The organism is Thermocoleostomius sinensis A174 (assembly GCF_026802175.1).
Taxonomy (GTDB): Bacteria; Cyanobacteriota; Cyanobacteriia; order Elainellales; family Elainellaceae; genus Thermocoleostomius; species Thermocoleostomius sinensis.
Window position 1 is genome coordinate 2,754,206 of sequence record NZ_CP113797.1, and the last position, 26,793, is coordinate 2,780,998.

Genomic DNA, 26,793 nt, shown 5'->3' on the forward strand with positions numbered 1-26,793 from the left:
TTCCGATCCAGCTCTCCTTTTCTGGGAGAAGGAAAGGGGGCTGGGGGATGAGGGGGGTCGGAAGGCAAGATCCAAGATCAAGGATGGCCGGGGTAATAGCTGGCTCTACCAAAACTCTGGGGTAGGAATGGGTTCCCCATAGCTAGGATCATAGGGAACTGGCACGCCGTATGGGTCAACTGGCAGCGGGTCATCGTAGATTGGCTCAACCGGAATAGGTTCCCCATAACCAGAATCGTAAGGATCAACCAGACCATTGGGATCAATCAGGACAGGAGCATCGTCGGTGCAGCCAAGATTCACTGCTTCTTGCACGGTATAAATGTCACCCGTCAATGTTTCGACGTAGGTGTCAATCACCGATTGATAACCGCAAGTTCTGCCGAATTCGTCGGTGATAACGTATCGATCGCTAATTTGACGATCGGAGTGCACCACCTCTGCCCCTACCGGAGCCGCGATCGGCAAAATCAAGAGAGCCGTTGTCATGCCAATAAGTTTGTGCATAAGGCTGATGGGTAACGAGTGGAATCAAACAATTTTCCAATCAATACCATTGACAACAATGCCAAGACCGGCTATTCCAAATTGCGTTTAGGTTTCTTAGAGCGGGGGATTCGATCGCAATGGCTCGATTGACGCGCAATGGTTGTTAAAATTTCTTAGCAGTCAGAAATTGAGACCCAATTCACAGTAAAGTTGGCTCTAAGATTTGTTGTATTTATGAGGAGAGCCGATGCTTTTTGCAGCTTATTCAGCTTCGTTTTTGCCCTCAGTGCTAGTTCCCGTCACTGGATTGGTGTTTCCGGCTGTGGCGATGGCGTTTTTGTTCCTTTACATTGAGCGCGAAGACGCCGCTGGTCTGTAGTCCTAACTTTTTGTCTTAAAAGTTAGCAGGTATCTCTGCCCTAGGCGCGCTTGCTAACTCGTTCTGCTGGGTTTGGATTTAATATCCAAACAGCAATAAAACTAGACTTAGATAACATAAACAAGCGATTTTGGAGATAAATCCACGATGACAACGGAAGTAGTTAAACCCGCTGACGATCCCCAAATCGGTAATTTGGCTACCCCTATTAACTCATCCCCGTTCACAAAGGCGTTGATTAACAACTTGCCCGCCTACCGGGCTGGGTTGTCCCCTCAGCGTCGGGGACTGGAAATTGGCATGGCCCATGGATACTTGCTGTATGGGCCATTTACCTATGCGGGTCCCTTACGTAATTCGGATGTGAGCGATCTGGCTGGGTTAATTGGTGCGGCTGGTCTCGTTGTAATTTTGACAATCTGTCTCTCCATCTACGGCAGTTCTCAGCCCAACAAACCCATCAGTACTGTTACCAATCCCAACCCACCTAGCAGCCTGGAAACTTCCGAAGGTTGGAGCGAATTTGCCGGTAGCTTCTTAATTGGTGGCATCGGTGGGGCAGCGTTTGCCTATCTCTTGTTCCAGGTGTTTAATTCTGGTGTTTTCCATGCGATCGGCAATCTAGGGTAAGGGTTCCTTTGTTCACTCCAAACTCTGCCTGACGACGCTCTGGCTACAACGTTTGAATGAATGTGTGATTGAACATGCAACACTGTCCAAGGTAAAAACTTGGGCAGTTTTTTTAGGCCGCCACTTGAGGCTTTAAAGCCAAATAGAGGTGCAACGACAACACCTCTACTGACTAAACTAGTGAGCTAGGAAGCTTCAAGCAATGATCGAACCAGGGCAAGTTTAAATTGAAGACCCTAAGCCTGCATAAGCCCCATAGAAGAACAGGCCAACCACAACCAGCACGCCCGTTCCGGCAATGGTTGCTACAACCCAGAGGGGAATTCTGCCAGATTGCAACATAATCATGAACCTCCCAACTTGCTTAAAGAATTAATTGAAGAAATAGCTAGAGAACAAAATGCCAAGTACGAAAACTAATAGCAACCCGAGGTAGAGCGAAGTACGATTTAACTCAACTGGTTGCTTATTAGGATTAGGACTCCGTTGTAACGCCACAATGACCTCCTAGCGCTGAATAAACTGCATTGCCGCAATTGCCCCTAAGAAGAATACGGTTGGGACAGCAAGGGTGTGAACGGCTAGCCATCTAACCGTAAAAATAGGATAGGAAACGGGTTGATTTGGCGTGTTACTCGTCATAGTGTGTCAATCTGTGTTTGTTACTACTTGTCTTGTAAAAACTCATTGATTTGTTGCTTCGACTCAAACCGATCGTTCACAATGGGCAACTCTTGTCGAGTTTCCGTGAAGTATTCGTTGGGTCTAGGTGTGCCGAACACGTCGTAGGCCAAACCAGTGCTAACAAAAAGCCAGCCAGCAATAAATAATGCTGGAATTGTAATGCTGTGAATGACCCAATAACGAACACTCGTTACGATATCGGAAAAGGGACGTTCACCTGTAGTACCAGCCATTCAATCTCCTCCCAAAGATGGTAAATTGGAACCCAATTTATATGATACGAGAGTACGCAAAGAGTCACAAGCAAGAATTGCCAATTGAATTCTCTTTGCTCATCGCTTTATTCATCAGTCGAGTCGTTCAATCCTCCATTCAGCTATCAGTTTTAACTGGAAATCAATCTAGTTGACCTCTGTAAACCGCCGTGATTTCTTGGATACTTTCTAACTGCTTCTGACCGATAACAAAGTTATTCCAAACGCCTATCTGCAACCTCGATCGCCACAACCAGAGTTCAATCAGTTGGTATCGTCTACCTGCTCGCAAATGGTTTCACTCAAAATCGATGAAGGATTAGGCCGCCTCCGTAGACGGTTGATATTTCAACAGCGTTCCATTTTGACCTAAAATAAAGCCTCGGTCTGGTGATATAAACATCACTTTGTAGAAATTAGACGGAACATTTTCGACCGCTCTATCTTTTTGCCAAGTTTGCCCGCCGTCTACACTCACCAGCAGATTGCCACTGCCGCCAGCAACCCAAATCTCTTCAGGAGTGCGATAGGCCAAATCCAGTAACCCCCAACTGGTGGCATATTCTGGGGAAATTGGCTCGTCCCATTCGTCTAAACTATCCTCCTGACTAAATTGGACAACGCCTCCACGCGCCAACAGCCAAACCCGACCATCCTTACCAAAGCCCATATTTTGTAGACGGCGAGAACTATTGCGATTATGAGGTTCCCAAGCTTCCTGACCCGGCTCCCACGTGGAATAGAAGCTGCCGCGGGCTGATACGGCTACATACTTGCCGTCGTTCGATCGCGACACATTCCGAATAACCCCGACGGCTTCCTGCACCATTGCCTGCCAAGTGCGCCCCCCATCTTTGGTGCGATAAATTGCGCCAATGTCCGTTGCTAGCTCTGCCGCCTTTGGCCCCAAGGCGGTAATTGCATAGGGCGAACCCGGTAATTTTTCGCTAAGTGGAACGCGCAGCCAAGTTTGGCCACCATCTAAAGTGTGCAGCAGAATATTGGGCTGTCCAGTGATCCAGCCTTCATCGCCCGCAAAACTGACTGAATTAAAGCTATAGATCAATGAGTCGCCCAAATCTAGACTGCGTTGTTGCCAACTCTGCCCGCCATCAGTGGTTTCTAGAAGTGTGGCGTTTTTACCTACCAACCACCCGTGATTCGGGTCATCTGTAAATGCAATATCTGATAGTGTTTCCTGGGTCGGCAATTCAATGACTTGCCAAGGATTAAATTCGACAGATGGCAGAAACCCGCGTGCGCAACTGGCACATAGCAGGACTGCGACAACTACAATAGCAATTTGCTTTAAGGGTTTTAGAATTGAGTTCATCGGACTACAGACTACAACTCCTAACTGGTTTGGGATGACAAGACTGGATTTAGCGATCGCCAGTATTGCCTCAAGCGAGTCACTTCATAGGGTGTGATTCACATCCACGTGACGCACTGCCTATGGAGGTGAACCGGATGGGTCAATACAATCGTCCCTTAAAAAAGAGGTGCGATCGGCAAGGATGGGTGGCAAGGAATTGATTTACCGCAAGCCGTACAGACTAATGAAGAATAAAAAGCCCAGTGCCAGGGCCCCAAAGATCAACACATTTTTCTGACCGGGGGTGAGTGAATTTACCCCAAGCCCGTACTTCAAGTTTTCCTTAAAGCCAGATGGATTACCTACTGGACCAATGTTGCTGAATCGAGGTTTGCGTGCTCCACAGACGGGGCAACGCCAACTTTCAGCAAGCGCTTCAAAGGCAGTCCCTGCGGGCGTGTTGCTGGTGCTATCCCCCTTGGTGGGTTCATAAACATACCCGCAAGCCCCACATTCATAGCGATCGAGGGTTTTGGGATCAAGAGCTTCTGTACTCATTACTAGTGCCCGTTTATTTCAATCGAGAGTCGCTAGAGATTCGCTGCAAAACTGCAAATATGAGAAACTCTGTTACAAAAGATTATGACATAGAGTGATGATCCTAATGATTGATCCTAGCGATCCTGATCTCGATGGGAGCGTTTAGGGTTGCCGTTGGAGGATGTCGGACGAAAGGCCGCCATCAGCAAGCAAAGAATGCCCAGGTTGATAAACACATCGGCAATATTGAACACGGGGAAATTAATCAAGCGAAAATCGAAAAAATCCACCACTTCGCCATTGAGAAAGCGATCGATGCCGTTTCCCAAAGCACCAGCCAAAATACAGCCATAGCCCGCTTGCTCCCAGCGCGGCAACCGAGGGCCAAATATCGCCAAAGCAGCTAGCCCTAGACTCACAATCAACGACAACCAGCGTAGCCACTCACCTTGCTCACTGAATAAACTGAAGGCGGCTCCTTTGTTGGTGACATAGGTGAGATGAAACACACCTTCCCACAGCGGCACGGTTTGCGTGAGTTCAAAGGTGCGAGTAACCCAAAATTTGCTGACCTGGTCTAACACCAAGCCAATGACGGCAGCAATCCAAAACAGACGGTTTTTTATCCTCATGACGGTGGTGGCGATCGAGTTGGCTGCCGAGTAGAAAATCAGTGACTTCTAGCGCTAGGGCTATTCCTAGTAAACCATTGTTCGGAGAGTTGGGATTAATAAAACATTAAGTGTCGCAAAATATAGGACATGACCGTGACAGCACAGACGATCGCCAGTTGCCCCGGCAGGGGGTGGATCGAATAAGTGAGAAACGCTTGCCAAAACGGAACTGCACTCAGCGAAGCCCACTGAAATAGGTGAGCCATCAGAAGATACCCTACTCCTGTTAGATGAATCGTCAGTAAGCCAAACACACAACTGAGAGCTAGAAACTCCAAACGTACTGGCAAGCGAAACGCCAACCAACCGCAGATCCAGGCACCCGGAATAAAGCCCAACAAATAGCCAAAGCTGGGTTGCAATAGATATCCCAACCCGCCGCCTTGGGCAAACACATCAAACCACGTCAGCCCCAGCAGCACATAGGCAATTTGGGAGACAGCGGCTGCACTTTTGCCGCCCAAACACCCCACCAATAGCACGGCTCCAACTTGCCACGTGACACCCAGCGAATAGGCATAAATACCAGACTGACTCCAACTCCAAGGAGGACTGGCAATAAAAGCTTCTAACAAAGTCCCGCCGATCGTCAGGACGATGCCAATCAAAACCCACAACAGTTGGGTGGGAGCAGCCACGTTCACGCTAGACACAAAGAGATATTAGGAGTAAAGATTTGCGGGAATCGGGGTGCACAATAGTGAGTCACCCAATGTCGAGTTGCCCAATAGGACGAGTGTTGCTGCATGGGATGCTGAAGATTCAACCCAAAAATTATACTGCGCTACTCAACAATTGCTTCGCCCAGATTTTTGTCCAGATTTTTGTCTGGATGATAGAAGGCTATCAACGAGTAACCGCCAATGCTTCCACCTGACGACGGGGAATCTCGTAGGTAAAGAAATCGTGCGCCATCAGAGTATTGGGAAAGATGGCTTTGGCTTCTGCAAGTAAATCATCCAAGCCGATCGAATTGCCAGGAGCATAACGGGGGCTGAAATGTGTCATGATCAATTGCTTGGCTTGCGCTCCCAGCGCCACCTGAGCCGCCATTGTAGACGTAGAGTGTAGGCGTTGATAGGCTAATTCGGCATCTTGATGCGAAAAAGTAGCTTCATGCACCAACACATCAGCATCCTGAGCTAACTCCACCGCTGCATCACAGTAAATCGTGTCAGTACAGTACACAAACTTGCGTCCTATCTGCGTTTCGCCACATAGATCGGCTCCATTGACAATGCGTCCATCGGATAATGTAATCACCTCGCCCCGCTTGAGTTTGCCATAAAGCGGGCCAGGCGGAATGCCCATTGCCATTGCTCGATCGACATCAAACCGGCCCGCCTTATCTTTTTCAGCGACTCGGTAGCCAAAGGCAGGCACGCGATGCGTCAACGGAGCACAGCTAACAGTAAATTCTTCATCCTCGAACACCAACCCCGGCCTGACTGTATGTACTTTCACCGGATATGAAAAATGCGTTTGGGAATAGCGCCCACAAGCCTTTAAATAGTCATCTAACTTAGGAGGGCCGTAAATATCAATTCGGCTAGGATTTCCTGCCAACCCGCAGCTTGCCAGTAGCCCCATCAGCCCATAAATATGATCTCCATGCATATGGGTGATGAAGATCCGAGTAATTTGACTAACTTTTAGCTCGCTGCGCAACACCTGATGCTGAGTGCCTTCACCACAGTCAAACAACCATACTTCGGCGCGCTGAGGTAGACGTAGGGCAATACTGGAGACATTACGCGATCGAGTGGGCACTCCGGAACTCGTCCCTAGAAACGTAATTTGCAAAGCTTCATCCAATCCGTCAGTAAGGGTTTACCACCCACCTATAGTGACATAAGTAAATTACGATTTGCTATTGGCTAATTAATCACTCGATCCGCATGGATCACAGAAATCAGTCCTGACCGAGAAATTAATCCGTGGAATGACTGAAGCAGCCTTGGTGATTGCCTAAAGCTTTTATCTTGCTCTCCGTAAAACTGAGGAGGAAATCAGCGGTTTTGTTCTGATTACAAAATAATCTCTCCGTTCTTATCCAAATCTTGATGAAATGGCCCTACTATTAAGCAGAGAAGTTAAGTACGATCGACTAATTTTAAGTAGATCCAGGTTTAGGACAATCTAGACAAGCTAGATGTGAGCAGACAGAAAAGGGCTTTACCTGTTTCTAATACTAGTGTTCAAGGATGGCTAGGGATTACTTTTGAGTTTGTTTTTGACCGATCGTTTTTGCTTTTTCGGTGCGAGGAGCTTACCAATATGACTCAATCCTGCTCTGCGGAGCGTGCCGATCGCACGTTCTGGCTCATGCAGATAGCTCAAACCTTTCGTCATTACGCCCAAAAAACTTGGTGGATGGTGTTGGGTCTATGGCTGGTGGCAGCGGTTCCGGCACAAGCGCGATTGCTGCTGCGAGTGGCGATCGAACAAGATGTTAGCCAAGTGAAAATTGGCAGTTCCACTGATGCCGCGCTACTAGATGCGTCTGGGCAAGCAACGGAAGCGATTCCCGCCATGAATGCCGTTGTGGCCGAAGCCAAACAAGGTCAAATTGCGATCAACCATTTACGCTCTCCGCAGTTTTGCTTGCAACCCAGCGAAGGGGGATTTGTTTTCATTGGCGAAAAATGGTACCGCGGCTCTACTTGCCTGATCATAACGGGGAATAATCTCACTGCTGTTAACTATGTGGATCTAGAGCAGTACCTCTACAGCGTTGTTGGAGCTGAAATGCCGACGCATTGGTCGTTGGAAGCACTGAAAGCTCAAGCTGTTGCTGCTCGATCGTATGTATTGTATCAGCGACAAAACAGCGCCACTGCCATTTTTGACGTAGGCAGTACCACTCGCTGGCAGGTCTATGGTGGGGTGGAGGAGGAAACCGCTAGTACTCGTGCTGCCGTCGAGTCTACTCGCGATCAAGTGTTAATTCATAATGGCCGCATCATCAATGCAGTGTTTCATGCCTGTGCAGGCGGCTATACCGAAAATGTGGAAGATGTCTGGTCAAGTCCGTTGCCCTATCTGCGTGCTGTGCCCAGCCCCGATGCCAACATTACAGAATGTCAGTGGACACAATCGTTTAGCGCTCAAGAACTGAGTCAGAAATTGAATTATCCGGGCACGATTTCAGCAGTAATTCCCAGTTTTGACAATCGCGGTCGCATTGCCTCCTTGCGGCTGGAGGGTAGCACTGGCAGTACCACCCTACGCGGCACAGAAGTCCGTCGAGCTTTAGGAGTGCGCAGCACCTTATTCACATTACAGCCGCTGCGCAGCCGAGTTGCCGCTGCTGGCGATTTACCTGCTGCCCCCAGTAGTTTTCAACTGATTGGTCGCGGCAACGGGCACGGAATTGGTATGAGTCAATGGGGCGCTAAGGTGTTTGCTGATCAAGGTTATAACTATGCCCAGATCTTGGCGCATTACTACACCGGAGCCAGCTTAGCTACGATCGAGGTGGAATAAGCCGATCAAGCGAAATGGCTACCATCGTGATTCGTACGGGCGGGCAAACAGGGGTCGATCGGGCTGCGCTTGATGTCGCAGTCACATTGGGAATTCCCTATTTGGGTTGGTGTCCCCAGGGAGGTTGGGCGGAAGACTATCCTCAGCCGCCGGGAGTGCTGGCAATTTATCCTCAGCTAGTAGCAACGCCATCGGCAAACCCCCAACAGCGCACAACCTGGAATGTTCGCGATAGCCACGCCACTCTAATTTTGATCTCTGAATCACCTTTTGGTTCAATGAGTTCTGATGCAACGAGTGAGCAGGCGTTGCGATCGTCTCCGGGTACGTGGTTTACCTACCGCACAGCCAGCCTTGTGTTTTTGCGGCCGTGTTTGGTACTCGTCCTTACCGCTGCTGCTGTCGATTCTTGCAAACAATGGCAGCAGGATGTCCGAAACAGGTTGAAACTAAAGACGTTGATTTTAAATATTGCTGGCCCCCGCGAGTCTGAACAACCAGGTATCTACCGACAAGCGCAACAGTTTTTGTCTCACGTTTTGGCATAACGCATTGGAGCATCCGTTTCCAACTAAGAACCTACTGTTCCTACGGCATCACTTTTAAAATTATTCACATTTAAAACTATCCATAAAACTATCCGCCCTCACTGGGCTGTAATCTGGAACTCCATCATACAGGAAAGTAAGGGCGGCCTAGGGGGTCTTCAATTTGGAACTTGACTGCCGGGAGGAACTCTATTACCCCAGCAACGATTCAGGAGCTATACTCCGACGAGTTAACTCGGCTATTAGAGAACAGCCCCGGCGCACAGCCAGCATACTCCAAACCGACGACCCATGAATTTACTACTATCTTGCATGGGCATCACCTCCTTAAATCCTAAACGGCAGTTATCTGTAGAGTTTCAACCTAAAGCACCTCAGAATCTAAGACTCGGAAGCTATTGGGTTGCAGGTGCTCTTGCACCGTACTGCCAGCATAACATGGAAATTTAAATTGGTGGAGGAATGAACCGGAATTGCTCAGGAGCAACGGGATGTTCTCGGATTTTTAGTTCGCGCTAGGGCAGACTTCAGTAATGCTCTGACATCGATCACTAAAGCTAGGTGGTTTTGAGCCGTGAGGCAACAGCCATACACATAGGGTGGAGGGACGATCGCATCTCCTAGCGAATGAACGACTAGTTCCTGTTCACCCAAAACCTGATCAACTTGTAGCCCAATCCAGCCAGTATCGGTTTGCAAAATTGCAATGTGAGACCCTGATGAAGGTAGTGCCCTAGCTGGGTCTGAATCAGCTAGCAAGCTAGACAAAGTTTGTACCACGATGGGAATGACCTCTTGCCTGTGTTGCCACTGCCAGATAAATTGATCTGCTATTTCCACCTGATTTGGAGCAAATACAATTTGTTCGATCGCATCTATTGGCACCGCATAGATCGTTTTCTGACTTTCACATAGTAACAGCTTCAAGCTCTCTAGAAACGGACTCTGAATTACTGTCAACCGATTTCTAGCTATCCCTAAAAGTTGCTGCTGTGAAGTCAAGGAATAGCACTGCTGGCGGTGTATATATTGCAAAGTCTCTGTAATGCTGGTCAATTCCATTGCTTCATCTATGGCAATCTGAATAGAGGTTTTCAGGTTGCGACAGTCAATCTCTGATTCAGTCTCAAATGTGTGAGTATTCAGGTTTATATTTTGTCCCCTTGCTGAAGATATTTGAGTTTTAGAATTATCTTCTATAGGTTGCAGCAATAACCACTCGATTGCATCCAATAACTCGTTGAGTGTCTGTTGATGATTTTGCAAGTGATGTACTAATGTTTGTAGAACAGAGTACGAATGATAGTGGTGATTAATTTGTCGAGTTTGATTCTCCAATAGTTCACAAGCTAAGTGATCGAGTTGCGCTAGCTGACCGGATCGAACTGCAATCACTCCGTCGGTGATTGGCTGATCTGAATCGTCAGCCTTCTGGAAGGCGGTATTAGCTGATTCCATTGTGGCAGAACTTCGCGAGGAAGGGGCTATTGCGATCGCAATGGCTGCTTCTGTAAACTGCCACCATTTTTGCCACCATTTTTTCATAGGAATTTCAGTTATTCCACGGTGAACTGGTTAAGGCTGGTTTGCAATGCTTCTATTGTTGCAAGTAAGGTTTGAAACAATGTGGAAACAGATGCAGTTTGAGAAACGGAGCATTCAGCGACCGGCTCTGTTGAGATCTCAACTATTCCTTGTAGACTATGTGTAATAGATTGTACCAAATGATTTACTTTTGCAATAGCATTCGCAATTTCATTTACCGAGTGGTACATTTCGTTGACTACATTCGTTCCATGCATAATCTGATCAATACTAGCGTTCGTTGCTATTATTACTGCATGGATTTGTGTCTGAATGTTTTGAACAAGCGTTTCAATTTCTGTTGTTGATTCTGCCGATCGTCGAGCTAGTGTCTGGATCTCATCAGCCACTACAGCAAACCCACGTTCTGCTTCACCCGCACGAGTCACTTCAATCGCTGCATTCAAGGCCAACAATTGAGTTTGTGCGGTAAAAGGACGAATTAGGTTCGCAGCTTCGGAAAATTTCTGCGACAGTTCGTACAGGCGTTTAATCTTTTTGTTACTGTCGGAAATAGTATTGCGAATATTCAACATTCTGTTTGTCATTTTATTAGCAGTTGTATGACCTTGCTGAACGATCGCTGTGGTAGTTTGTATTGCTGTTGTGAGTTGTTGAGCATCGACAGCTATAGTTCGCATTGAATTCATCAGGGAGCGAATCTCCTGGGTATGCCAATCAAGCCGTTGTCCAAGGTTCGCAATCGCTCGCACAACTGTGCGTTCTCGTTCGGCGACTTTGGTCAATTGCGCGTCGGCCTGAAGCTGTTGCAGTCGTAACGCTAATTCTGTGCCCATATGCCAAAGCAGATCAGTGTCAGCTTCTTGCCAATGACGATCGTCTACTTGAAACGCAACCAGCCCGCCCCAAGCTTGTCCATTTACCCAAATCGGCAATGCCAAGCCCGTAGTCATTTGTAACCGCTCCAACAACTGCTCACACCAGGAACGTTGCCTTGATGAATCAAAATTTTGATGATTGATTATTACGGGACTAGCTTGATAATCCGGATCAACGCATAGTGCAAATTCAAGATCCTCCGCAACTACAAAGGTTCCTTGCAACGATCGTGATTCCTGCGCTGTGTCAGCCAATATCTTAAGCTGAGAGTGATTGACCCACTGCAATAGCAACACCCGATCGCTCCTAAGACCATGCTGAAGCCAAGTCACAGCCACTTGATATAACGACTCTACATCCCCCGCTTGTCGAAGTGCTTGCCCAACCGCCCTGCCTTGTTGCCGCATCGTTTGTAACTGCTGCTGCACTCCCATCTCAATCAAATCTTCGATGCCGTCGTGCGTCGTTTGGAATAACTGCCCGATTTGCTGTAACCTCGTTTGCAATCCGGGTTGATTCAGCAAGCCAGCCTTTTCCAACTCGGTTCTTAGACCAAGCATAGCGGTGGCAAATTTCTGTGCGTCTGGACTGTTTCCAAGCTCAGCTTGTCGCACCGTGTCAATCACCCTTGCCCGCTTCCAAGACTGGTGATCGGGGGTTTGATGATGACGACCCTGAATTAACTCTACCTCCTCACCCACTACATCTGAGGATTGGAAGCTACTTGAGCTATTCGTTGTCTGAAGACAAGAAGGGCCGATCTCAGCAGATACAAACGCGACCCCATCAAACTCACTAAAGAGATCTTCATCGGGCTGCGCAGATGGATAGTATGGATTCATAAGATTCACTCTGTTAAAGAAACAGAAGTAACAAAACAAAATCTAGTGATTAGAACCAGTCCTGAAGCAACTTTTTAATTTGCTTAACTATCAAACCTGATACAGATGTAGATGCCGATCGTGGATAATTGCAATCGCACTTAGAAGAGGAATTTGGGAATCTTGTAAATAACTTTGAACAAACGGTAACGGAATCGATGAAGATAGAAATGTGGCGGCAGCTTGAAACTTCTGCCATGAATAGGACTCAATGTCTAGAACTGTGGATACTACAAATCCGATCGTCTGTTGGTCTGCTTCAATCACAATGACGTTGAGGCTCGGAGATGGCGATGAAGGAACATCAGATTGACCCATTGCTCTCGATCGATCGAGTACTGAAGATTGAGTTATGCCTAATTGTAGTCCCAAATCTACTAGCCACAAAATTCTTCCTCGGTGGTAATACACTCCTAAAACACAGCGAGGCATCTGTGGAATCGACAAAATCTCCTTTGCTGAAATACTTAAAACTTCTCGAACGCATTCTAAGTGGAACAGGGCCGTTACCGTCGAACCAAGCTGAAACCGCAGTACTCGAATTTGGTTAATGTCGATTGTTTCTCGCCAAGCTGGGCGCGTTTGTCCGATCTGCCGTCCGTAGACCTCAACCTTACAAATTTCCTCTAAATGCAGTTGGCTAAACTGTTGCCGCATCCAAGTGCTCAGTAAGGATTGATCAGGAACCGTCACTGCTTCTACAACAACCCCAAGTCGATCGTCTTTACGACCGCACTTCACAGTCATTTCCATTGGTTGCAATCCTTGATTCAGCAGTTTCGCAATGGCGGAGGGAATACCCTGTTGCACCTGCTGACGTTCGCCGGAACCAAGGTTGGGCAAAGACTGTTGCTGCATCCAGCCGGACTGTACCATTGCCATCGTTGTCTACTATTGTTATCTACTATCGTTACTATCGTTAGCTGCCATCGTCCGTTCCTACAATTGTTCGCGGCAGTATTGGCTTTACAAACGCGAGGAACGATCTCATTTGCAGTATCTAGTAAACCCAAAAAACAGCCATAACTTAACAGGATCATTGACTCAACCGATTGAACTCCAACCAAAATCAACCAGTGAGACAAAATACAACACAAAAATTAATGTGGACTTGGATAAAGTTGCTCCGCTGAGGGGATAAGCAAGGATGTTTGTCTAAGATATTTGTCTAAGATATTTGTCTAGTTCATCCATTCCTGTATTGCAATGGTCAACCCTTGCTTGAAAGATTCATCCAGATCAAAGCGATCGGCGTATTCGTGTAATCGTTGATATGATTGTTGCCAATCAAGTTGCTTTAAAGCAGCAATCGCGTGAAAACGCACACTGGCACTTGAATCGGCGAGAAGATGGATTAGGGCATCAATCGCTATGGGTTGCCCTAGTTGTCCTAAGCTGAGGGCAATGGTTTGCTTATGCTTAAGGGTGAGAACCTGACCAGAGCGATGCAGTAAATCCAGCAGAATTTGAGTTGCTTGCTCTTGCGTTTTTGGTGATTCCGTGCGCCCTAACACGGCGAGAATTTCTTGCTGAACGTCAGATGTGAGGAGGGTAGCAAGCTGGGCTGAAGCGGATACAGAGTGTTTGATTAGAAAATGCAATGATTCTAGGGCGTGTGGGGTGTCGATCCGGGATAAAGCGCGCACCGCTTCTAGTTGTAACGCTACAGGTGTATGAGGCGATTGCAACACCTCGAACAGCGCATCGGCTGCCTGATTGGTACCAATCCGACCAAGGGCGATCGCTGCTTGACAACATACGTCAAGATTAAAATCTCGCAATCGTTCCTGCAAGTGTTGTGTGAGTTGCCCTAACTCAGGGGTATCCATATGAGCCGCTTGAATGCCCAGTCCAATCACGGCCGCTTTGCGCACACTGGTTGTCAGGTCCGCAAGGGCTGGCAGCAGCACAGTTGAAACAGCGGGTGTGTGGAAATGGCTAAGGGCTTCGATCGCGGCAGCACGGATAGCAGGATCGGGATCGGATACCAACGTCAGCAAAGGAGAAATAGCCTCAGGGTGACGAATTTGAGCTAATGCCTTAACTGCGAAAAGCCGGGTAGCTTCTTGTTGCAATAGGGTGGTGAGAGGAGCGATAGCGGTTGTGCCGTGATGGGCTAATGCAGTGGCGGCCATCCCTGCCACATCTTCATGGGTTGCTGTGGCTAACAAATTCACCAACGCGGAAACGGCAGCAGGATGCGCGATGTTGCCTAAGATCCGCGCTACAAACCACAGCAGTTCCCAATCGGAATCTTCTTCTTCAAGAATGACCAACAATGGCTCGATCGCGACCGCACCGCTTTTAGCAAGCAGTTTGCTGGCTTCCCAACGAGCTTGAAAGTCGCCCATCTTTAAGGTGTCAACGGTTACTGCTACCTTGAATTGAGCCTCAGAGAGAGACGACTCAGCGACATGCGGGCGAACTGAACTGGATTGTGTGTTGGTCGATCGATTCTTAGTCATGATCGCAGAACAGACTTGGAGTTATGCCGAGTCTACTGTGAGTTTGATGCAGAATGCTACTAAGTTTGACTTTGTTTAGTACCATTCGCGCTCACACCATGTAAAAATCGCATCATCATAACGCAATTGATACATGTAGCCTTTTGATTTGTGTTCAAAGTTACGAAAGAGCTTTGTCTACTTGTTTAGGATGAAATCAAGCAATTGATTTAGTTAATTGATTTCTACCTTGAATCAATCTATAGGGTGAGGAATTGAAAGAAAGGTTAACCCTTGATCGGGTTCAAACTAATGTCTGTTTAGTGACCTATGACTATGACACGTTCAACCCTAGTAATGATCAAATTATGAACAGCTTATTAATTTGCTTTCCATGCAATTCAATGATTTTTTAAAAGAGAAAAAATTGCTACAAAATCATCAAAATTTCAACGCTAGTCTATTTTTGATTTATTGAATGAGAAGGATCTAACTAAATAAGAAATGTTGATGTTGTAGCTAATGCAATTGTTGTTTTTCATAAGTTAAGCCGTGATATCAAGATCAGATATCTACGGTAGGTATTTACGTGACACAAGTTTGATAGTTTCTCAATGTTTGACTAGATTTAATCGAAAATTTGACCGAAAAAGATGACTCAAGAATATATTGCTCATTTCTTCAGATTCATTCAATGTCTATCTAAAGTCATAGAATTACACCTTATTTTGTTAAAAACACTTGTGCTTTTTGTAACGTAATAGCCTTTGATTTAAGTGCTCAAGGCTTAGCATCAGCCCTTGGATAGATTTATGCAGAAATTGCATGGCGTAATGCGAAAAAGACATTTGAGATGAACTTTTGTAACTGAGGCTACGAAATTAAGCTTGTATTTTCCTTACCTTAAGCCATTAAGTTGGCTGCAACGAACGTTTTCAAAGTCTGGAAGAAATCAATAGTTTCAAGTTTCAGAATGTTACACACTCAGCCATCTAACGCAAATAGAGGATAGATCCGTGACTAGTGTTCTCACTAATCAAGCCAGCCAAAATAAGTTCGAGAAATTCAAAGCTGAAAAGGACGGTCTGATGGTCAAGGATGAGCTTGATCAATTTGCCCAAATCGGATGGGAGGCGATGGATGAAACCGATCGCGATCATCGATTGAAATGGGTAGGGCTGTTCTTCCGTCCAGTCACACCTGGCAAGTTTATGTTGCGGATGCGGATGCCAAGCGGAATTCTCACCAGCCATAAAATGCGTGTACTCGCAGACATTGTTCAACGGTATGGAGAGGATGGCAATGCTGACATCACCACCCGGCAGAACCTTCAACTTCGGGGTATTCGGATTGAAGACTTTGCTGATATTTTCCGCCGCTTGCGGGAAGCTGATATGACCAGCGTTCAGTCTGGCATGGACAATGTGCGCAACATTACCGCGTCACCAGTGGCTGGATTAGATGCCGACGAGTTGATCGATGTGCGGGATCTGGTGCAGCAAGTGCAAGACATGATCACTAATGGCGGCGAAGGTAATCCTGAGTTCACCAACCTACCTCGCAAATTCAACATTGCGATCGAGGGTGGGCGAGACAATTCGGTTCATGCCGAAATCAATGACATTGCCTTTGTGCCAGCCTTCAAACCAGAACCCAACGAAACAGTTTCCAACCCTCAATCCCCAACCTCCCCTAGTCCCCAGCTTGGATTTAATGTCCTTGTGGGTGGTTTCTTCTCGGCCAAGCGCTGTGCCGCTGCAATTCCTTTAAATGCATGGGTTGCCCCTGAGTCTGTGGTTGCACTCTGCCGTGCGATCTTGGAAGTTTACCGCGATCATGGATTGCGGGCGAATCGACAGAAAGCTCGGTTAATGTGGCTGATCGATGAATGGGGACTGGAAAAGTTTCGATCGGCGGTGGAAGAAAAGATGGGTCAACCGCTGCATCCGGCGGCTGAAAGAGATGAGATTGACTGGGAAAAACGCGATCACATCGGGGTATATCGACAAAAGCAACTGGGATTCAACTATGTCGGCTTACATGTGCCCGTGGGTCGGTTGTTCGCCCCGGATATGTTTGAAATTGCCCGTTTGGCGGAGGTATACGGCAATGGTGAAATTCGCCTGACCGTAGAGCAAAATCTAATTATCCCAAATGTTCCCGATTCGCGCTTAGAAGCCCTGTTGCAGGAGCCGCTGCTAGAGAAGTTCTCTGTTGAGCCGACACCACTGGTACGATCGCTGGTTTCCTGTACTGGCGCTCAGTTTTGCAACTTTGCCCTGATCGAAACCAAGAATCGAGCATTGGCAATGATTCGGGAACTAGAAACTGAATTGGAACTCACGCAACCAATTCGGGTGCATTGGACAGGTTGCCCAAATTCCTGTGGACAGCCGCAGGTCGCTGATATTGGGTTGATGGGCACGAAAGCGAGGAAAGACGGCAAAGCAGTTGAGGGCGTGGATCTGTATATGGGCGGCAAGGTCGGCAAAGATGCGCACCTTGGTTCCTGTGTCCAGAAAGGCATTCCCTGCGATGACTTGAAACCTGTACTACGTAATTTAATGATTGAGCAGTTTGGAGCGCGTCCAAAACTGGAGGACACTATGGCTTAAATTCTTACTGGATTGTTCCCGGAAGCTGGGTCTGATGACTGTTTAACCAGGAAATATGGTTCATGCAATCACGTTGGAATGGAGTCGATCGATTCACCTCTGAATGAGATTGTATGGTCAATTTTAGATTGCCAGATTTCATCGCAATTCTAATCGCTCCACCACATTGTATTGATTTGCGTTTTGTTACACAGTTTTGTTCACTTTTAGTCCTCTAGATAGAGAAGGAAACAGTTAACTCTTTATGTCCAAAATTACTCGTCGCAACTTCTTAATTACGGCTGGAGCTACCACAGCAGCTACTCTTTTGGTGCATGGTTGCAGTTCTGGACAAAATACCAGTTCTGAATCAAATGCATCCCCTGCTGCTAGTCCGGTTGCAGCGATCGATACCCCCGAAGTGACTACAGCTAAGCTTGGGTTTATTGCGCTAACAGATTCGGCTCCGCTGATTATTGCCAAGGAGAAGGGACTCTTCGCGAAGTACGGAATGCCCGATGTAGAAGTTGTCAAGCAAGCTTCTTGGGCAGCTACCCGTGACAATTTGGAGCTTGGGTCGCAAGGGAACGGCATTGACGGCGCGCATATCTTGACGCCAATGCCTTATTTGATGACGACTGGTAAGATTACTCAACAACCGTTGCCAATGTATATTTTGGCGCGGCTCAATACCAATGGACAAGGGATTTCAGTCGCCAATACCTATGCCGATCTGAAGGTAGGCACGGACAGCAGTCCCTTGAAGCAGGCGTTTGCTCAAGCCAAATCGCAAGGTAGAGATCTCAAAGCAGCCGTGACTTTTCCTGGTGGAACACACGATCTCTGGATGCGATACTGGCTAGCAGCCGGCGGCATCAACCCAGACAGCGATATTTCTACGATCGTTGTTCCACCGCCACAGATGGTGGCCAATATGAAGGTGAACACGATGGAAGCGTTTTGTGTCGGAGAACCCTGGAACGCACAATTGGTAAGCCAAAACCTGGGCTACACGGCGTTGGTGACGGGCGAGTTGTGGAAAGATCATCCTGAGAAAGCCTTTGCTTTGCGTGCTGATTGGGTCGATCAACATCCTAAAGCCGCAAAGGCGCTGACAATGGCGGTTTTAGAAGCACAACAATGGTGCGATCAAGCGGAAAACAAAGCTGAAATGTGCGACATTATCTCCAAACGAGAGTGGCTGAAGATTGATGCTCAAGATATTTTGGGACGAGCCAAGGGCGACATTGACTATGGTACAGGGAAGACCGTTGAAAGCAGCCCGCTGTTGATGAAATTCTGGGCAGACAATGCCTCATATCCCTTCAAGAGCCATGATCTCTGGTTCCTGACAGAAGAAATTCGTTGGGGCTATTTGCCACCTGATACCGATACAACTGCCCTAGTGGAGCAAGTAAACCGCGAAGACATTTGGCGGGAAGCGGCCCAAGCTATTAACGTACCTGCTTCCGACATCCCTAGCAGCACCTCTCGCGGCGTAGAGACCTTTTTTGATGGCAAAACCTTTGATCCTGAAAACCCTGAAGCGTATCTAAATAGCCTCGATATCAAGAAAGTGTAACCGACCAAGCCAGGCTGAGGATTAAATGAGGAAGTTCCAGTTTAATTACTCGGCCGTCGTCTAATTTGTCCCCCATCCCTGATTGCTTCAATTCAACTCCATTTTATTCTCATCCATCCCTCACTTTGACTTATGACTGTCACCCGTCAACGATCCACTCGATCGACTCAAACTAACTTTGCATCGCAATTGTTGTCTCGAAAGCAAACTCGAAAAATTGTTGCACCCATCATTGCGCTATTCATCTTTCTAGTTGTTTGGCAGTTGCTATGTATGTCTCCTACGGCTCCCATTCCAGCGCCAACACAAGTTCTGCAAGATACTTGGGAACTGATTGTTGATCCATTCTTCAACAATGGCGGAACGAATGTTGGTTTATTCTGGCAAATCATGGCTAGCTTAAGGCGGGTAGCGATTGGATTTACCTTGGCAGCCGTAGTTGGCATTGCGCTTGGGGTTCTGATTGGAACCAGCGGTTTAATTTACGATGCAATCGATCCATTGTTTCAAGTGCTGCGAACGGTGCCTCCTCTGGCTTGGCTGCCGATCTCGCTAGCTGCATTTCGTGACAATGAACCCTCGGCGATTTTTGTGATTTTTATTACTGCTATTTGGCCCATCATCATCAATACGGCTGTTGGGGTGCAGCAAGTTCCACAGGATTACAAAAATGTGTCCAGAGTGTTGCAACTTTCTCGTTGGCAGTACTTCACCAATATCTTAATTCCCGCTACCGTTCCCTATGTGTTTACCGGATTACGCATCGGCGTGGGGCTATCTTGGTTGGCGATCGTTGCAGCAGAAATGTTAATTGGTGGTGTTGGTATTGGCTTCTTTATTTGGGATGCATGGAACAGTTCGCTAATTAGCGAGATTATTTTGGCACTTGTGTACGTGGGAATTGTGGGTTTGCTGCTTGATAAACTCATGGCCTTCATCGGTAGGCTGGTTGTTCCTGGAGAAGCTGGAAGATAAGCATTTTCATCTTCTCACTATCCCTTACCCTTCATCCTTCATTATTTTCCACTCCCATGTCTACTTTCGTTGAAATTGACCACGTTGATAAGGTATTTTCGCTACCCAATGGCGATTACTATGTGGCCCTAAAGAATATTGATTTAAAGATTCACCAAGGTGAGTTTGTGTCGTTAATTGGGCATTCCGGCTGCGGCAAATCGACACTACTCAATATTGTTGCCGGTCTCGATCGCACAACAACGGGCGGGGTACTGCTAGAAGGACGGCAAGTGACGCAACCGGGGCCCGATCGCATGGTGGTGTTCCAAAACTACTCGCTGTTGCCTTGGAAAACAGTTTACCAAAACATTGCCCTGGCAGTAGATTCGGCTCTAAAGCATTTGCCCAACGGCGAACGGCGCGGCATTATTGAACAGCACATTGATCTGGTAGGGTTACGCCACGCTCGCGATAAGTTTCCCCATGAATTGTCAGGGGGCATGAAGCAGCGGGTGGCGATTGCTCGCGCCTTGGCCATTCGTCCCAAACTGCTGCTACTGGATGAACCATTTGGCGCACTCGACGCCTTGACACGCGGCAATTTGCAAGAGCAGTTGATGAAAATTTGTCAGGAAAGCCATGTCACCTGCATCATGGTGACGCACGATGTGGATGAAGCGCTGCTGCTGTCCGATCGGGTGGTGATGCTGACAAATGGACCCGAAGCTCATATCGGTCAAATCTTGGAAGTGCCGATTCCGCGGCCTCGCCAGCGGTTGGAAGTGGTGAATCATCCCCGTTATTATTCACTGCGTAGCGAGATGATTTATTTTCTCAATCAGCAAAAGCGGGCCAAGCGGCGGCAGTCTCAGCAAAAAGTGGCGATCGCTGGCAACGGCTTAAGCAAGGTGAATCTAGATATCGGCTTCATTCCCCTCACTGACTGCGCTCCGCTAGTAGTGGCTAAAGAGAAGGGCTTCTTTGCCAAGCACGGACTAGAACAAGTCACGTTGTCGCGGGAACCGAGTTGGAAGGCCATTTCAGAAGGCGTGGCATCGGGACGATTGGATGCAGCACAGATGGTGGCAGGAATGCCACTGGCAATGACCTTGGGCGTGGGTTCAAAGGCTCCTTTGCCGGTAATTACGGCGCTAGTACTCGATCGCAACGGCAATGCCATCACCTTTAGCCGCCACTTGTTCAACCGAGGCGTGCGCACCGTTGCTGATTTCAAAGCCCTGTTAGCTGACACTCCCGATCGAACGCATACGCTGGGCATGGTGCATCCGGCCTCAATGCACAACTTGCTGCTGCGCTATTGGCTGGCTTCGGGTGGCATTGACCCCGATCACGATGTCAACCTGACGGTGATTCCTCCGGCTCAAATGGTCTCGAACTTGAAGGCGGGTAATATTGATGGCTACTGTGTTGGAGAACCCTGGAATTCGCGGGCTGTTTACGAAGGCTTGGGCGTCGTCATGGCAACTGATCTTGACATTTGGGCTGGACACCCAGAAAAAGTGTTGGGGGTGCGAGAAGACTGGGTCAATGCGCATCCCGAAACCCACAAGGCCCTCGTGAAAGCTCTGCTGGAAGCGTGTGACTACTGTGATGATATGCGCAACCGCGAAGAGATTCTGGGCTGGTTGTGTCAGCCGCAATACGTAGGAACAGATCCCACCTATACGCGCATGGGTTTTCTCGATCCCTACGATCGGGGTACAGGAGCGGAACCGGAATGGTTGCCGCGCTTCAATCAGTTTCATGTCGATCGAGCCAACTGTCCCGGTCGGGCTGAAGGGCTGTGGATTTTAACCCAACTCGCACGCTGGGATATGACTCCCTTCCCCAAAAACTGGGTAGAAATTTTGGAACGGGTACGTCGGGTTGATTTGTATGGAGCCGCCGTGCGCGAATTAGGACTTCCCGATCTAGAACTCGATCGCGAACCCTTTCAGTTATTCGACAAAGTGGTATTCGATCCCGATGATCCGATCGGGTATCTCAATAAGTTCTCGATCTGTCGCGACTTCCGCATTGAAGAAATTAACATCGACGTACCTACTTCTGTTGCTGCCTGACTTCATTCTTATTCCTCCTCCGTACCACTATGCATACCCTAAACGATCTCCATCTGACTCCCGTTGCTACTTGTTCTCCATTTCTGCGGATTGAGAATGTTTCCAAGATCTATCCCACTCCTAATGGCCCATATCCAGTGTTGCAAGGGGTTGATCTCACGGTCAACGAGGGCGAGTTTGTTTGCTTGATTGGTCACTCTGGCTGCGGCAAAACCACTTTGTTAAACATGGTGGCGGGATTTAGCCAACCCACCACAGGCGCAGTTTATCTACAAGATCAACCAATCGCTAAACCCGGACCCGATCGCATGATGGTATTTCAAAACTACTCGCTGTTGCCCTGGAAAACGGCCTACGAGAATGTCGATTTGGCGGTCAAAGCGGTGAATCCTAACATGTCGGCGGGGCAACGACGCTCAATTGTGCATGAGCACTTAAACATGGTGGGGTTGACCGAAGCCGCCGATAAGCGCCCCGGGCAATTGTCGGGTGGTATGAAGCAACGGGTGGCGATCGCCCGTGCCCTAGCTATTCGCCCACAGGTGTTAATTCTCGATGAACCGTTTGGAGCACTTGACGCGATTACCAAAGAAGAGTTGCAGGAAGAGTTATTGACCATTTGGCGAGATCACCAAGTTACTGTGTTAATGATTACTCATGATATCGACGAAGCTCTATTTTTAGCCGATCGACTGGTAATGATGACGAATGGCCCGGCGGCCCAAATTGGTGAAGTGTTGGATATTCCTTTTCCACGCCCTCGAAATCGTGCTCGAATTTTAGAAGACCCCAACTATTACGATCTACGCAATCATGTTTTAGATTTCCTCTATCGCCGGTTTGCACACAGCGAAGATTAAATCGAGCAAGTTTGTCAACTGTGAGTGGATGGATTTAGTGGGTCTTCGTTGGCAACAGGGACAGCCACGTGACCCATTTTTCTTCCCCACTCGGTTCGCTAATCTACTGAATCTGATGTGTGGCGCTGAACGTGTGGCGTTCTAGTGTTTTGAGGCAGCTATGACAGAATGCACAAAAACTCTTTGCCCTTACTGTGGTGTTGGTTGCGGTTTAGAAGTGTCGCCACCAGCGCGTCCGGGTGGTAAAGCAACGCACCGAGATAGTCAAGGTAATCCCATTTGGCAGGTGCGGGGCGATCGAACCCATCCATCGAGCCAAGGCATGGTCTGTGTCAAAGGAGCGACGGTCAGCGAGTCGTTAGACAAAGATCGCCTCAAATATCCAATGTGGCGCGACAGCCTGAATCAGCCATTTCGCCGGATTTCGTGGGATGACGCCCTCAACCGAATTGTCGATCGGATTCAAACCATCCGTCGCCACCGTGGCCCTGATGCCATTTGCATGTATGGGTCGGGACAGTTTCAAACTGAAGATTACTATGTGGCCCAAAAACTGATGAAGGGCTGTTTGGGAACTAACAATTTTGATGCCAATTCCCGCCTGTGTATGTCGTCAGCCGTGGCAGGCTATCTGCAAAGCTTTGGCTCTGATGGTCCACCCTGTTGCTATGACGATCTAGAATTGACTGATTGCGCTGTCTTGGTTGGTACAAACGCCGCTGAATGCCACCCGATCGCCTTTAACCGACTGCGCAAACATCACAAGCGCAACCCGCACGTCAAGATGATCGTGGTTGATCCGCGCCGCACTGCCACCGCCGAAGCCGCCGATTTGCATCTGGCAATTCGCCCCGGTACAGATATTGATTTGTTCAACGGCATTGCTCATCTGCTGTTGCGTTGGGGCTACTTTGATACAGCGTTTATTGACGAATGCACAAACGGATTTTCCAAGTACACTAGCTTGTTGCCGCACTATTCCCCCGATCGAGTGGCGCAGCACTGTGGTATTGGCGTAGGTGATCTGGAAACAGCCGCCCGTTACTGGGGCGAGGCGAAGCGCGTGCTATCGCTGTGGTCGATGGGCATGAACCAATCCTCAGAGGGAACGGCGAAAGTCTCAACGCTAATTAACCTACACTTGATGACAGGGATGGTGGGTAAACCAGGAGCCGGACCCTTTTCTCTCACAGGTCAGCCCAACGCGATGGGTGGACGAGAAGCGGGAGGATTATCTCATCTATTGCCAGGCTATCGATCGGTGAAAAATCCGCAGCATCGAGCCGAAGTCGAACAAGCTTGGGGAGTGCCAAGGGGACAAATTTCACCGCAGCCAGGACGTGATGTGTGGCGTATGATTACTGGACTAGAGCAGGGTGAGGTAGAACTGCTGTGGATCGCCGCTACCAATCCGGCTGTGAGTATGCCCGATTTGCAACGCACCAAGGCGGCGCTGCGCCAGTCACCGTTTACAGTGTATCAAGATGCCTACTATCCCACGGAAACGACCGAGTATGCCCACCTGCTATTACCAGCGGCTCAATGGGGAGAAAAAACTGGCACCATGACCAATTCTGAACGAGTGGTGACGCTGTGTTCAAAGTTCCGCGATCCGCTGTGGGACGCCAGGGCCGATTGGGCTATTTTTGCTGAAGTGGGACGCAGGCTGGGATTTGTGGAGCAATTTAACTTCGCCAGCTCAGCAGAAGTTCATGCAGAATTTGTGCGGCTAACCCGCGATCGTCCTTGCGATATGTCAGGCATGAGTCACGATCGGTTGCGGCACGGCCCGATGCAGTGGCCCTATACCCAGGCGGATGCCGAAAACCCAGATGCGAAAGCTTATACAACGGGTAAACGGTTGTACACCGACTGGCGCTTTCATACGCCGGACGGGCGAGCTCACTTTGTAGCGTATCCTTCTAAAGGATTGGCCGAACCTCCCGACCCCAACTATCCGTTTGTGCTGACGATTGGACGGCTGTATGGACACTGGCATACCCAAACTCGCACGGGACGCATTGAAAAAACCGCCAAAATGTACCCAAACCCGTTCTTGGAGATTCACCCCCGCGACGCCGAAAAGCTGGGCATTGCTGATGGTGATTGGGCAGAGGTGCGATCGCGACGAGGCAGCATTCGCGTTCCGGCCAGCGTCACTAAAAACATTGCCCCTGGAACAGTGTTCGTACCAATGCACTGGGGTGCTCTGTGGGCCGACAACGCCGAAGCCAATGCCTTGACTCATCCAGAGGCTTGCCCCTCATCACTGCAACCAGAACTGAAAGCCTGCGCTGTGCAAATTCTTAAAGTTCCGCCGTCTACTGTGAGCGAATCAGCAGCAATCGCACAGGTCATTCCGGAAGCTAATCCCGCTATGCACGTTTAGCAATAGGGCTGTAAAGCTGGGATGAGGTAGTGAATCAGTGTCGAGGCATCGACTCCTAACTCCGATCGCTCTGTTGCCGCCATGATCCCGGCTTGGGCGTGCCACCAGGCCGCACTGAATACTACCTGTTCAATTGCCGTTCCCCGTAACACCCCCTGTGCTAACAGTCCGCCCATCAGCCCAGTTAACACGTCTCCTGTACCCCCTCGCGCCAAAGCAGGGGTACTTTCAGGATTGAGCCAAGCCGTGCCGTTGGGGCTGGCGATCGTGGTTCTGGCCCCTTTCAGGAGTACCACCGCTCCGCTTTGTTGGGCGGCTTGCTGGGCTGCGGTAATCCGATCGTCGCTGGCTTCTGCCAACTCGGGAAATAGGCGCTTGAATTCGCCCCAGTGTGGCGTCAGGATTGTGGGGGCAGTCCGAGCCTTGAGCGTAGGTAAAGTTGCCAAGTTGGCCAAAATATTCAGCCCATCGGCATCTAGTACGACCGGACGATCGCGAGCCAGGACTTGCTGCACCACCGGACTCGCCGCAGGCGTTACCCCACAGCCGCAGGCGATCGCGTTGTATTTTTCCATCTCCAAGTCCTCTGGCAACTGAGCCATTGCACCCGTATCATCTTCAGAGCAACCCATCACCAGCGCATCCGGCAACTGGGCAATCAGCAGTAACCGCATTGATTCCGGTACGGCGATCGACAACATCCCCACGCCACTTGCCCTAGCCGATAATCCTGCCAACACTGCCGCTCCCATGTATTGCCGCGATCCGCACACTAACAGCAAATGTCCCTGTTTGTACTTATGCGTCGTTGCTGGGCGGGACAAAGGCAGTGATTCGATCGCCATCGCTGGAGTAATTCGTTGCAGCTTGGGCGTTTCGCCTAACACCGCTGTAATATCAGCTAGCGGCAGCCCAAAATCGATCAAGTGAGACTCACCCATATAGGCTAGGGCTTGTTCTTGCAAAAAAGCGCGTTTCCACAGCCCTAAACACAAGGTATGCGTTGCCTGAATCGCTGTTCCTAACACAGCCCCCGTATCTGTGTGCAAACCAGATGGTAAATCAATACTGACCACAGGCTGCGACCATTGATTGACTTGATCCACCGCTGCCGCGATCGCTCCCTCTAGCGATCGGGTGAGGCCAAAGCCAAACAACCCATCAATCACTAGATCGCACGAGGCCAGAGCCTCAATCTGATCCTGTACGGAAATGCCCAAACTGGCGATGTATTGAGCATGGCTAGCCGTAAGATCTTTCAATTGGCTGAACGGTTGATATAGCTTCACCTCATAGCCGCTGACATGTAACTCCCGCGCCACCACCAGCGCATCGCCGCCATTGTGCCCCGGTCCCACTAACACCCCCACGCGAGGAAATTGGGATACCGAAAACCGCGATCGCACCCAGGCGGTAATCAACCCCGCCACTTTTTCCATCAACGCCGCCACAGGCATTCCCGCAGCAAACACGCGCCCCTCAATGTGGCTCATTTGCTCTGCTGTCACCACAAACCGCTGAATGGATTGCGATCGGTTCAAACCTAAAAACTGTTTAGAATCGGGATGTATCATGACCAGTA

Annotated in this window: 25 protein-coding genes; 10 read left to right on the forward strand and 15 right to left on the reverse strand. The window is 48.8% G+C overall.

Annotation, left to right across the window (positions count from 1 at the left end; genetic code table 11):
* Positions 1-105: 105 nt before the first annotated feature.
* Positions 106-507, reverse strand: coding sequence for a hypothetical protein (locus OXH18_RS11875; RefSeq protein ID WP_268612993.1), 402 nt, complete (start codon positions 505-507; stop codon positions 106-108).
* 229 nt (positions 508-736) lie between these two features.
* On the opposite strand from OXH18_RS11875, the gene psaI reads away from it, so the two are divergent.
* Both psaI and OXH18_RS11885 read left to right on the forward strand, forming a co-directional pair.
* Positions 737-868, forward strand: a complete 132-nt coding sequence (gene psaI, locus OXH18_RS11880; RefSeq protein WP_268612994.1) for a photosystem I reaction center subunit VIII — start codon at positions 737-739, stop codon at positions 866-868.
* Positions 869-1,015: 147 nt separating this feature from the next.
* Positions 1,016-1,498, forward strand: coding sequence for a photosystem I reaction center subunit XI (locus OXH18_RS11885; RefSeq protein WP_268612995.1), 483 nt, complete (start codon positions 1,016-1,018; stop codon positions 1,496-1,498).
* 222 nt (positions 1,499-1,720) lie between these two features.
* Here the strand turns inward: OXH18_RS11885 and OXH18_RS11890 are convergent, their stop codons facing one another.
* The 9 genes from OXH18_RS11890 to OXH18_RS11930 form a co-directional block, all read right to left on the reverse strand.
* Positions 1,721-1,840: a photosystem II reaction center protein J gene (locus OXH18_RS11890; protein ID WP_088893283.1), complete on the reverse strand. Its 120-nt coding sequence runs from the start codon at positions 1,838-1,840 to the stop codon at positions 1,721-1,723.
* A 30-nt stretch (positions 1,841-1,870) separates the two neighbouring features.
* Positions 1,871-1,996 carry a photosystem II reaction center protein L gene (locus OXH18_RS11895; RefSeq protein WP_268612996.1) on the reverse strand — a complete coding sequence of 42 codons (126 nt, stop codon included), beginning with the start codon at positions 1,994-1,996 and terminating at the stop codon, positions 1,871-1,873.
* Positions 1,997-2,005: 9 nt separating this feature from the next.
* Positions 2,006-2,140 carry a cytochrome b559 subunit beta gene (gene psbF / locus OXH18_RS11900; RefSeq protein WP_009556732.1) on the reverse strand — a complete coding sequence of 45 codons (135 nt, stop codon included), beginning with the start codon at positions 2,138-2,140 and terminating at the stop codon, positions 2,006-2,008.
* A 23-nt stretch (positions 2,141-2,163) separates the two neighbouring features.
* Entirely contained in the window at positions 2,164-2,415 is a 252-nt protein-coding gene (gene psbE / locus OXH18_RS11905) for a cytochrome b559 subunit alpha (RefSeq protein ID WP_268612997.1), read from the reverse strand.
* Between the two features lie 340 nt (positions 2,416-2,755).
* Entirely contained in the window at positions 2,756-3,769 is a 1,014-nt protein-coding gene (locus tag OXH18_RS11910; protein WP_268612998.1) for a photosynthesis system II assembly factor Ycf48, read from the reverse strand.
* Between the two features lie 204 nt (positions 3,770-3,973).
* Positions 3,974-4,309 carry a rubredoxin gene (locus OXH18_RS11915; protein WP_268612999.1) on the reverse strand — a complete coding sequence of 112 codons (336 nt, stop codon included), beginning with the start codon at positions 4,307-4,309 and terminating at the stop codon, positions 3,974-3,976.
* Between the two features lie 116 nt (positions 4,310-4,425).
* Complete coding sequence (gene lspA, locus OXH18_RS11920; protein ID WP_268613000.1) at positions 4,426-4,923, reverse strand: signal peptidase II; 498 nt, start codon at positions 4,921-4,923, stop codon at positions 4,426-4,428.
* A gap of 95 nt (positions 4,924-5,018) precedes the next feature.
* Complete coding sequence (locus OXH18_RS11925; protein ID WP_268613001.1) at positions 5,019-5,618, reverse strand: biotin transporter BioY; 600 nt, start codon at positions 5,616-5,618, stop codon at positions 5,019-5,021.
* A 193-nt stretch (positions 5,619-5,811) separates the two neighbouring features.
* Complete coding sequence (locus OXH18_RS11930) at positions 5,812-6,768, reverse strand: ribonuclease Z (protein WP_268613002.1); 957 nt, start codon at positions 6,766-6,768, stop codon at positions 5,812-5,814.
* Positions 6,769-7,242: 474 nt separating this feature from the next.
* Between OXH18_RS11930 and OXH18_RS11935 the strand changes: the two genes are divergently transcribed.
* Complete coding sequence (locus OXH18_RS11935) at positions 7,243-8,451, forward strand: SpoIID/LytB domain-containing protein (protein WP_268613003.1); 1,209 nt, start codon at positions 7,243-7,245, stop codon at positions 8,449-8,451.
* A gap of 14 nt (positions 8,452-8,465) precedes the next feature.
* Positions 8,466-8,999: a YpsA SLOG family protein gene (locus OXH18_RS11940; protein ID WP_268613004.1), complete on the forward strand. Its 534-nt coding sequence runs from the start codon at positions 8,466-8,468 to the stop codon at positions 8,997-8,999.
* A 477-nt stretch (positions 9,000-9,476) separates the two neighbouring features.
* Here OXH18_RS11940 and OXH18_RS11945 read toward each other — a convergent pair whose 3' ends face one another.
* The 4 genes from OXH18_RS11945 to OXH18_RS11960 all read right to left on the reverse strand — a co-directional run bounded on the left by OXH18_RS11945 (position 9,477) and on the right by OXH18_RS11960 (position 14,769).
* Positions 9,477-10,544 (reverse strand): chemotaxis protein CheW, encoded by a 1,068-nt coding sequence (locus OXH18_RS11945; protein WP_268613005.1) that lies wholly within the window; start codon positions 10,542-10,544, stop codon positions 9,477-9,479.
* An 11-nt stretch (positions 10,545-10,555) separates the two neighbouring features.
* Positions 10,556-12,265: a methyl-accepting chemotaxis protein gene (locus OXH18_RS11950; RefSeq protein ID WP_268613006.1), complete on the reverse strand. Its 1,710-nt coding sequence runs from the start codon at positions 12,263-12,265 to the stop codon at positions 10,556-10,558.
* A gap of 90 nt (positions 12,266-12,355) precedes the next feature.
* Positions 12,356-13,186: a chemotaxis protein CheW gene (locus OXH18_RS11955; protein WP_268613007.1), complete on the reverse strand. Its 831-nt coding sequence runs from the start codon at positions 13,184-13,186 to the stop codon at positions 12,356-12,358.
* Between the two features lie 299 nt (positions 13,187-13,485).
* Complete coding sequence (locus tag OXH18_RS11960) at positions 13,486-14,769, reverse strand: HEAT repeat domain-containing protein (RefSeq protein WP_268613008.1); 1,284 nt, start codon at positions 14,767-14,769, stop codon at positions 13,486-13,488.
* Positions 14,770-15,764: 995 nt separating this feature from the next.
* Between OXH18_RS11960 and OXH18_RS11965 the strand changes: the two genes are divergently transcribed.
* From OXH18_RS11965 to OXH18_RS11990, 6 genes are all read left to right on the forward strand, one after another.
* The gene (locus tag OXH18_RS11965) at positions 15,765-17,363 is read left to right on the forward strand and encodes a ferredoxin--nitrite reductase (protein WP_268613009.1); all 1,599 of its coding nucleotides are present in this window, start codon (positions 15,765-15,767) and stop codon (positions 17,361-17,363) included.
* A 244-nt stretch (positions 17,364-17,607) separates the two neighbouring features.
* Positions 17,608-18,924: a CmpA/NrtA family ABC transporter substrate-binding protein gene (locus tag OXH18_RS11970; protein ID WP_268613010.1), complete on the forward strand. Its 1,317-nt coding sequence runs from the start codon at positions 17,608-17,610 to the stop codon at positions 18,922-18,924.
* A gap of 132 nt (positions 18,925-19,056) precedes the next feature.
* The gene (gene ntrB / locus OXH18_RS11975) at positions 19,057-19,899 is read left to right on the forward strand and encodes a nitrate ABC transporter permease (RefSeq protein ID WP_268613011.1); all 843 of its coding nucleotides are present in this window, start codon (positions 19,057-19,059) and stop codon (positions 19,897-19,899) included.
* 56 nt (positions 19,900-19,955) lie between these two features.
* Entirely contained in the window at positions 19,956-21,962 is a 2,007-nt protein-coding gene (locus tag OXH18_RS11980; RefSeq protein WP_268613012.1) for a nitrate ABC transporter ATP-binding protein, read from the forward strand.
* Between the two features lie 29 nt (positions 21,963-21,991).
* A complete protein-coding gene (locus OXH18_RS11985; protein WP_268613013.1) occupies positions 21,992-22,822 on the forward strand; it encodes a nitrate ABC transporter ATP-binding protein in 831 nt (276 codons plus the stop codon).
* Between the two features lie 160 nt (positions 22,823-22,982).
* Positions 22,983-25,211 carry a molybdopterin oxidoreductase family protein gene (locus OXH18_RS11990; RefSeq protein WP_268613014.1) on the forward strand — a complete coding sequence of 743 codons (2,229 nt, stop codon included), beginning with the start codon at positions 22,983-22,985 and terminating at the stop codon, positions 25,209-25,211.
* Here OXH18_RS11990 and OXH18_RS11995 read toward each other — a convergent pair.
* The gene (locus OXH18_RS11995) at positions 25,208-26,785 is read right to left on the reverse strand and encodes an NAD(P)H-hydrate dehydratase (protein ID WP_268613015.1); all 1,578 of its coding nucleotides are present in this window, start codon (positions 26,783-26,785) and stop codon (positions 25,208-25,210) included. The two genes, OXH18_RS11990 and OXH18_RS11995, sit on opposite strands and share 4 nt — an antisense overlap.
* Positions 26,786-26,793: the final 8 nt, after the last annotated feature.

Excerpts from the sequence above, each read along its gene's own strand:
- OXH18_RS11960 (WP_268613008.1), bottom strand. The coding sequence starts at position 14,769 with ATGACTAAGAATCGATCGACCAACACACAATCCAGTTCAGTTCGCCCG.
- OXH18_RS11970 (WP_268613010.1), top strand. The coding sequence starts at position 17,608 with ATGTCCAAAATTACTCGTCGCAACTTCTTAATTACGGCTGGAGCTACC.
- OXH18_RS11915 (WP_268612999.1), bottom strand. The coding sequence starts at position 4,309 with ATGAGTACAGAAGCTCTTGATCCCAAAACCCTCGATCGCTATGAATGT.
- psaI (WP_268612994.1), top strand. The coding sequence starts at position 737 with ATGCTTTTTGCAGCTTATTCAGCTTCGTTTTTGCCCTCAGTGCTAGTT.
- OXH18_RS11950 (WP_268613006.1), bottom strand. The coding sequence starts at position 12,265 with ATGAATCCATACTATCCATCTGCGCAGCCCGATGAAGATCTCTTTAGT.
- OXH18_RS11980 (WP_268613012.1), top strand. The coding sequence starts at position 19,956 with ATGTCTACTTTCGTTGAAATTGACCACGTTGATAAGGTATTTTCGCTA.
- OXH18_RS11995 (WP_268613015.1), bottom strand. The coding sequence starts at position 26,785 with ATGATACATCCCGATTCTAAACAGTTTTTAGGTTTGAACCGATCGCAA.
- OXH18_RS11875 (WP_268612993.1), bottom strand. The coding sequence starts at position 507 with ATGCACAAACTTATTGGCATGACAACGGCTCTCTTGATTTTGCCGATC.
- OXH18_RS11890 (WP_088893283.1), bottom strand. The coding sequence starts at position 1,840 with ATGTTGCAATCTGGCAGAATTCCCCTCTGGGTTGTAGCAACCATTGCC.
- psbF (WP_009556732.1), bottom strand. The coding sequence starts at position 2,140 with ATGACGAGTAACACGCCAAATCAACCCGTTTCCTATCCTATTTTTACG.
- OXH18_RS11940 (WP_268613004.1), top strand. The coding sequence starts at position 8,466 with ATGGCTACCATCGTGATTCGTACGGGCGGGCAAACAGGGGTCGATCGG.
- OXH18_RS11985 (WP_268613013.1), top strand. The coding sequence starts at position 21,992 with ATGCATACCCTAAACGATCTCCATCTGACTCCCGTTGCTACTTGTTCT.
- OXH18_RS11885 (WP_268612995.1), top strand. The coding sequence starts at position 1,016 with ATGACAACGGAAGTAGTTAAACCCGCTGACGATCCCCAAATCGGTAAT.
- OXH18_RS11990 (WP_268613014.1), top strand. The coding sequence starts at position 22,983 with ATGACAGAATGCACAAAAACTCTTTGCCCTTACTGTGGTGTTGGTTGC.
- OXH18_RS11945 (WP_268613005.1), bottom strand. The coding sequence starts at position 10,544 with ATGAAAAAATGGTGGCAAAAATGGTGGCAGTTTACAGAAGCAGCCATT.
- ntrB (WP_268613011.1), top strand. The coding sequence starts at position 19,057 with ATGACTGTCACCCGTCAACGATCCACTCGATCGACTCAAACTAACTTT.
- psbE (WP_268612997.1), bottom strand. The coding sequence starts at position 2,415 with ATGGCTGGTACTACAGGTGAACGTCCCTTTTCCGATATCGTAACGAGT.
- OXH18_RS11910 (WP_268612998.1), bottom strand. The coding sequence starts at position 3,769 with ATGAACTCAATTCTAAAACCCTTAAAGCAAATTGCTATTGTAGTTGTC.
- lspA (WP_268613000.1), bottom strand. The coding sequence starts at position 4,923 with ATGAGGATAAAAAACCGTCTGTTTTGGATTGCTGCCGTCATTGGCTTG.
- OXH18_RS11935 (WP_268613003.1), top strand. The coding sequence starts at position 7,243 with ATGACTCAATCCTGCTCTGCGGAGCGTGCCGATCGCACGTTCTGGCTC.
- OXH18_RS11955 (WP_268613007.1), bottom strand. The coding sequence starts at position 13,186 with ATGGCAATGGTACAGTCCGGCTGGATGCAGCAACAGTCTTTGCCCAAC.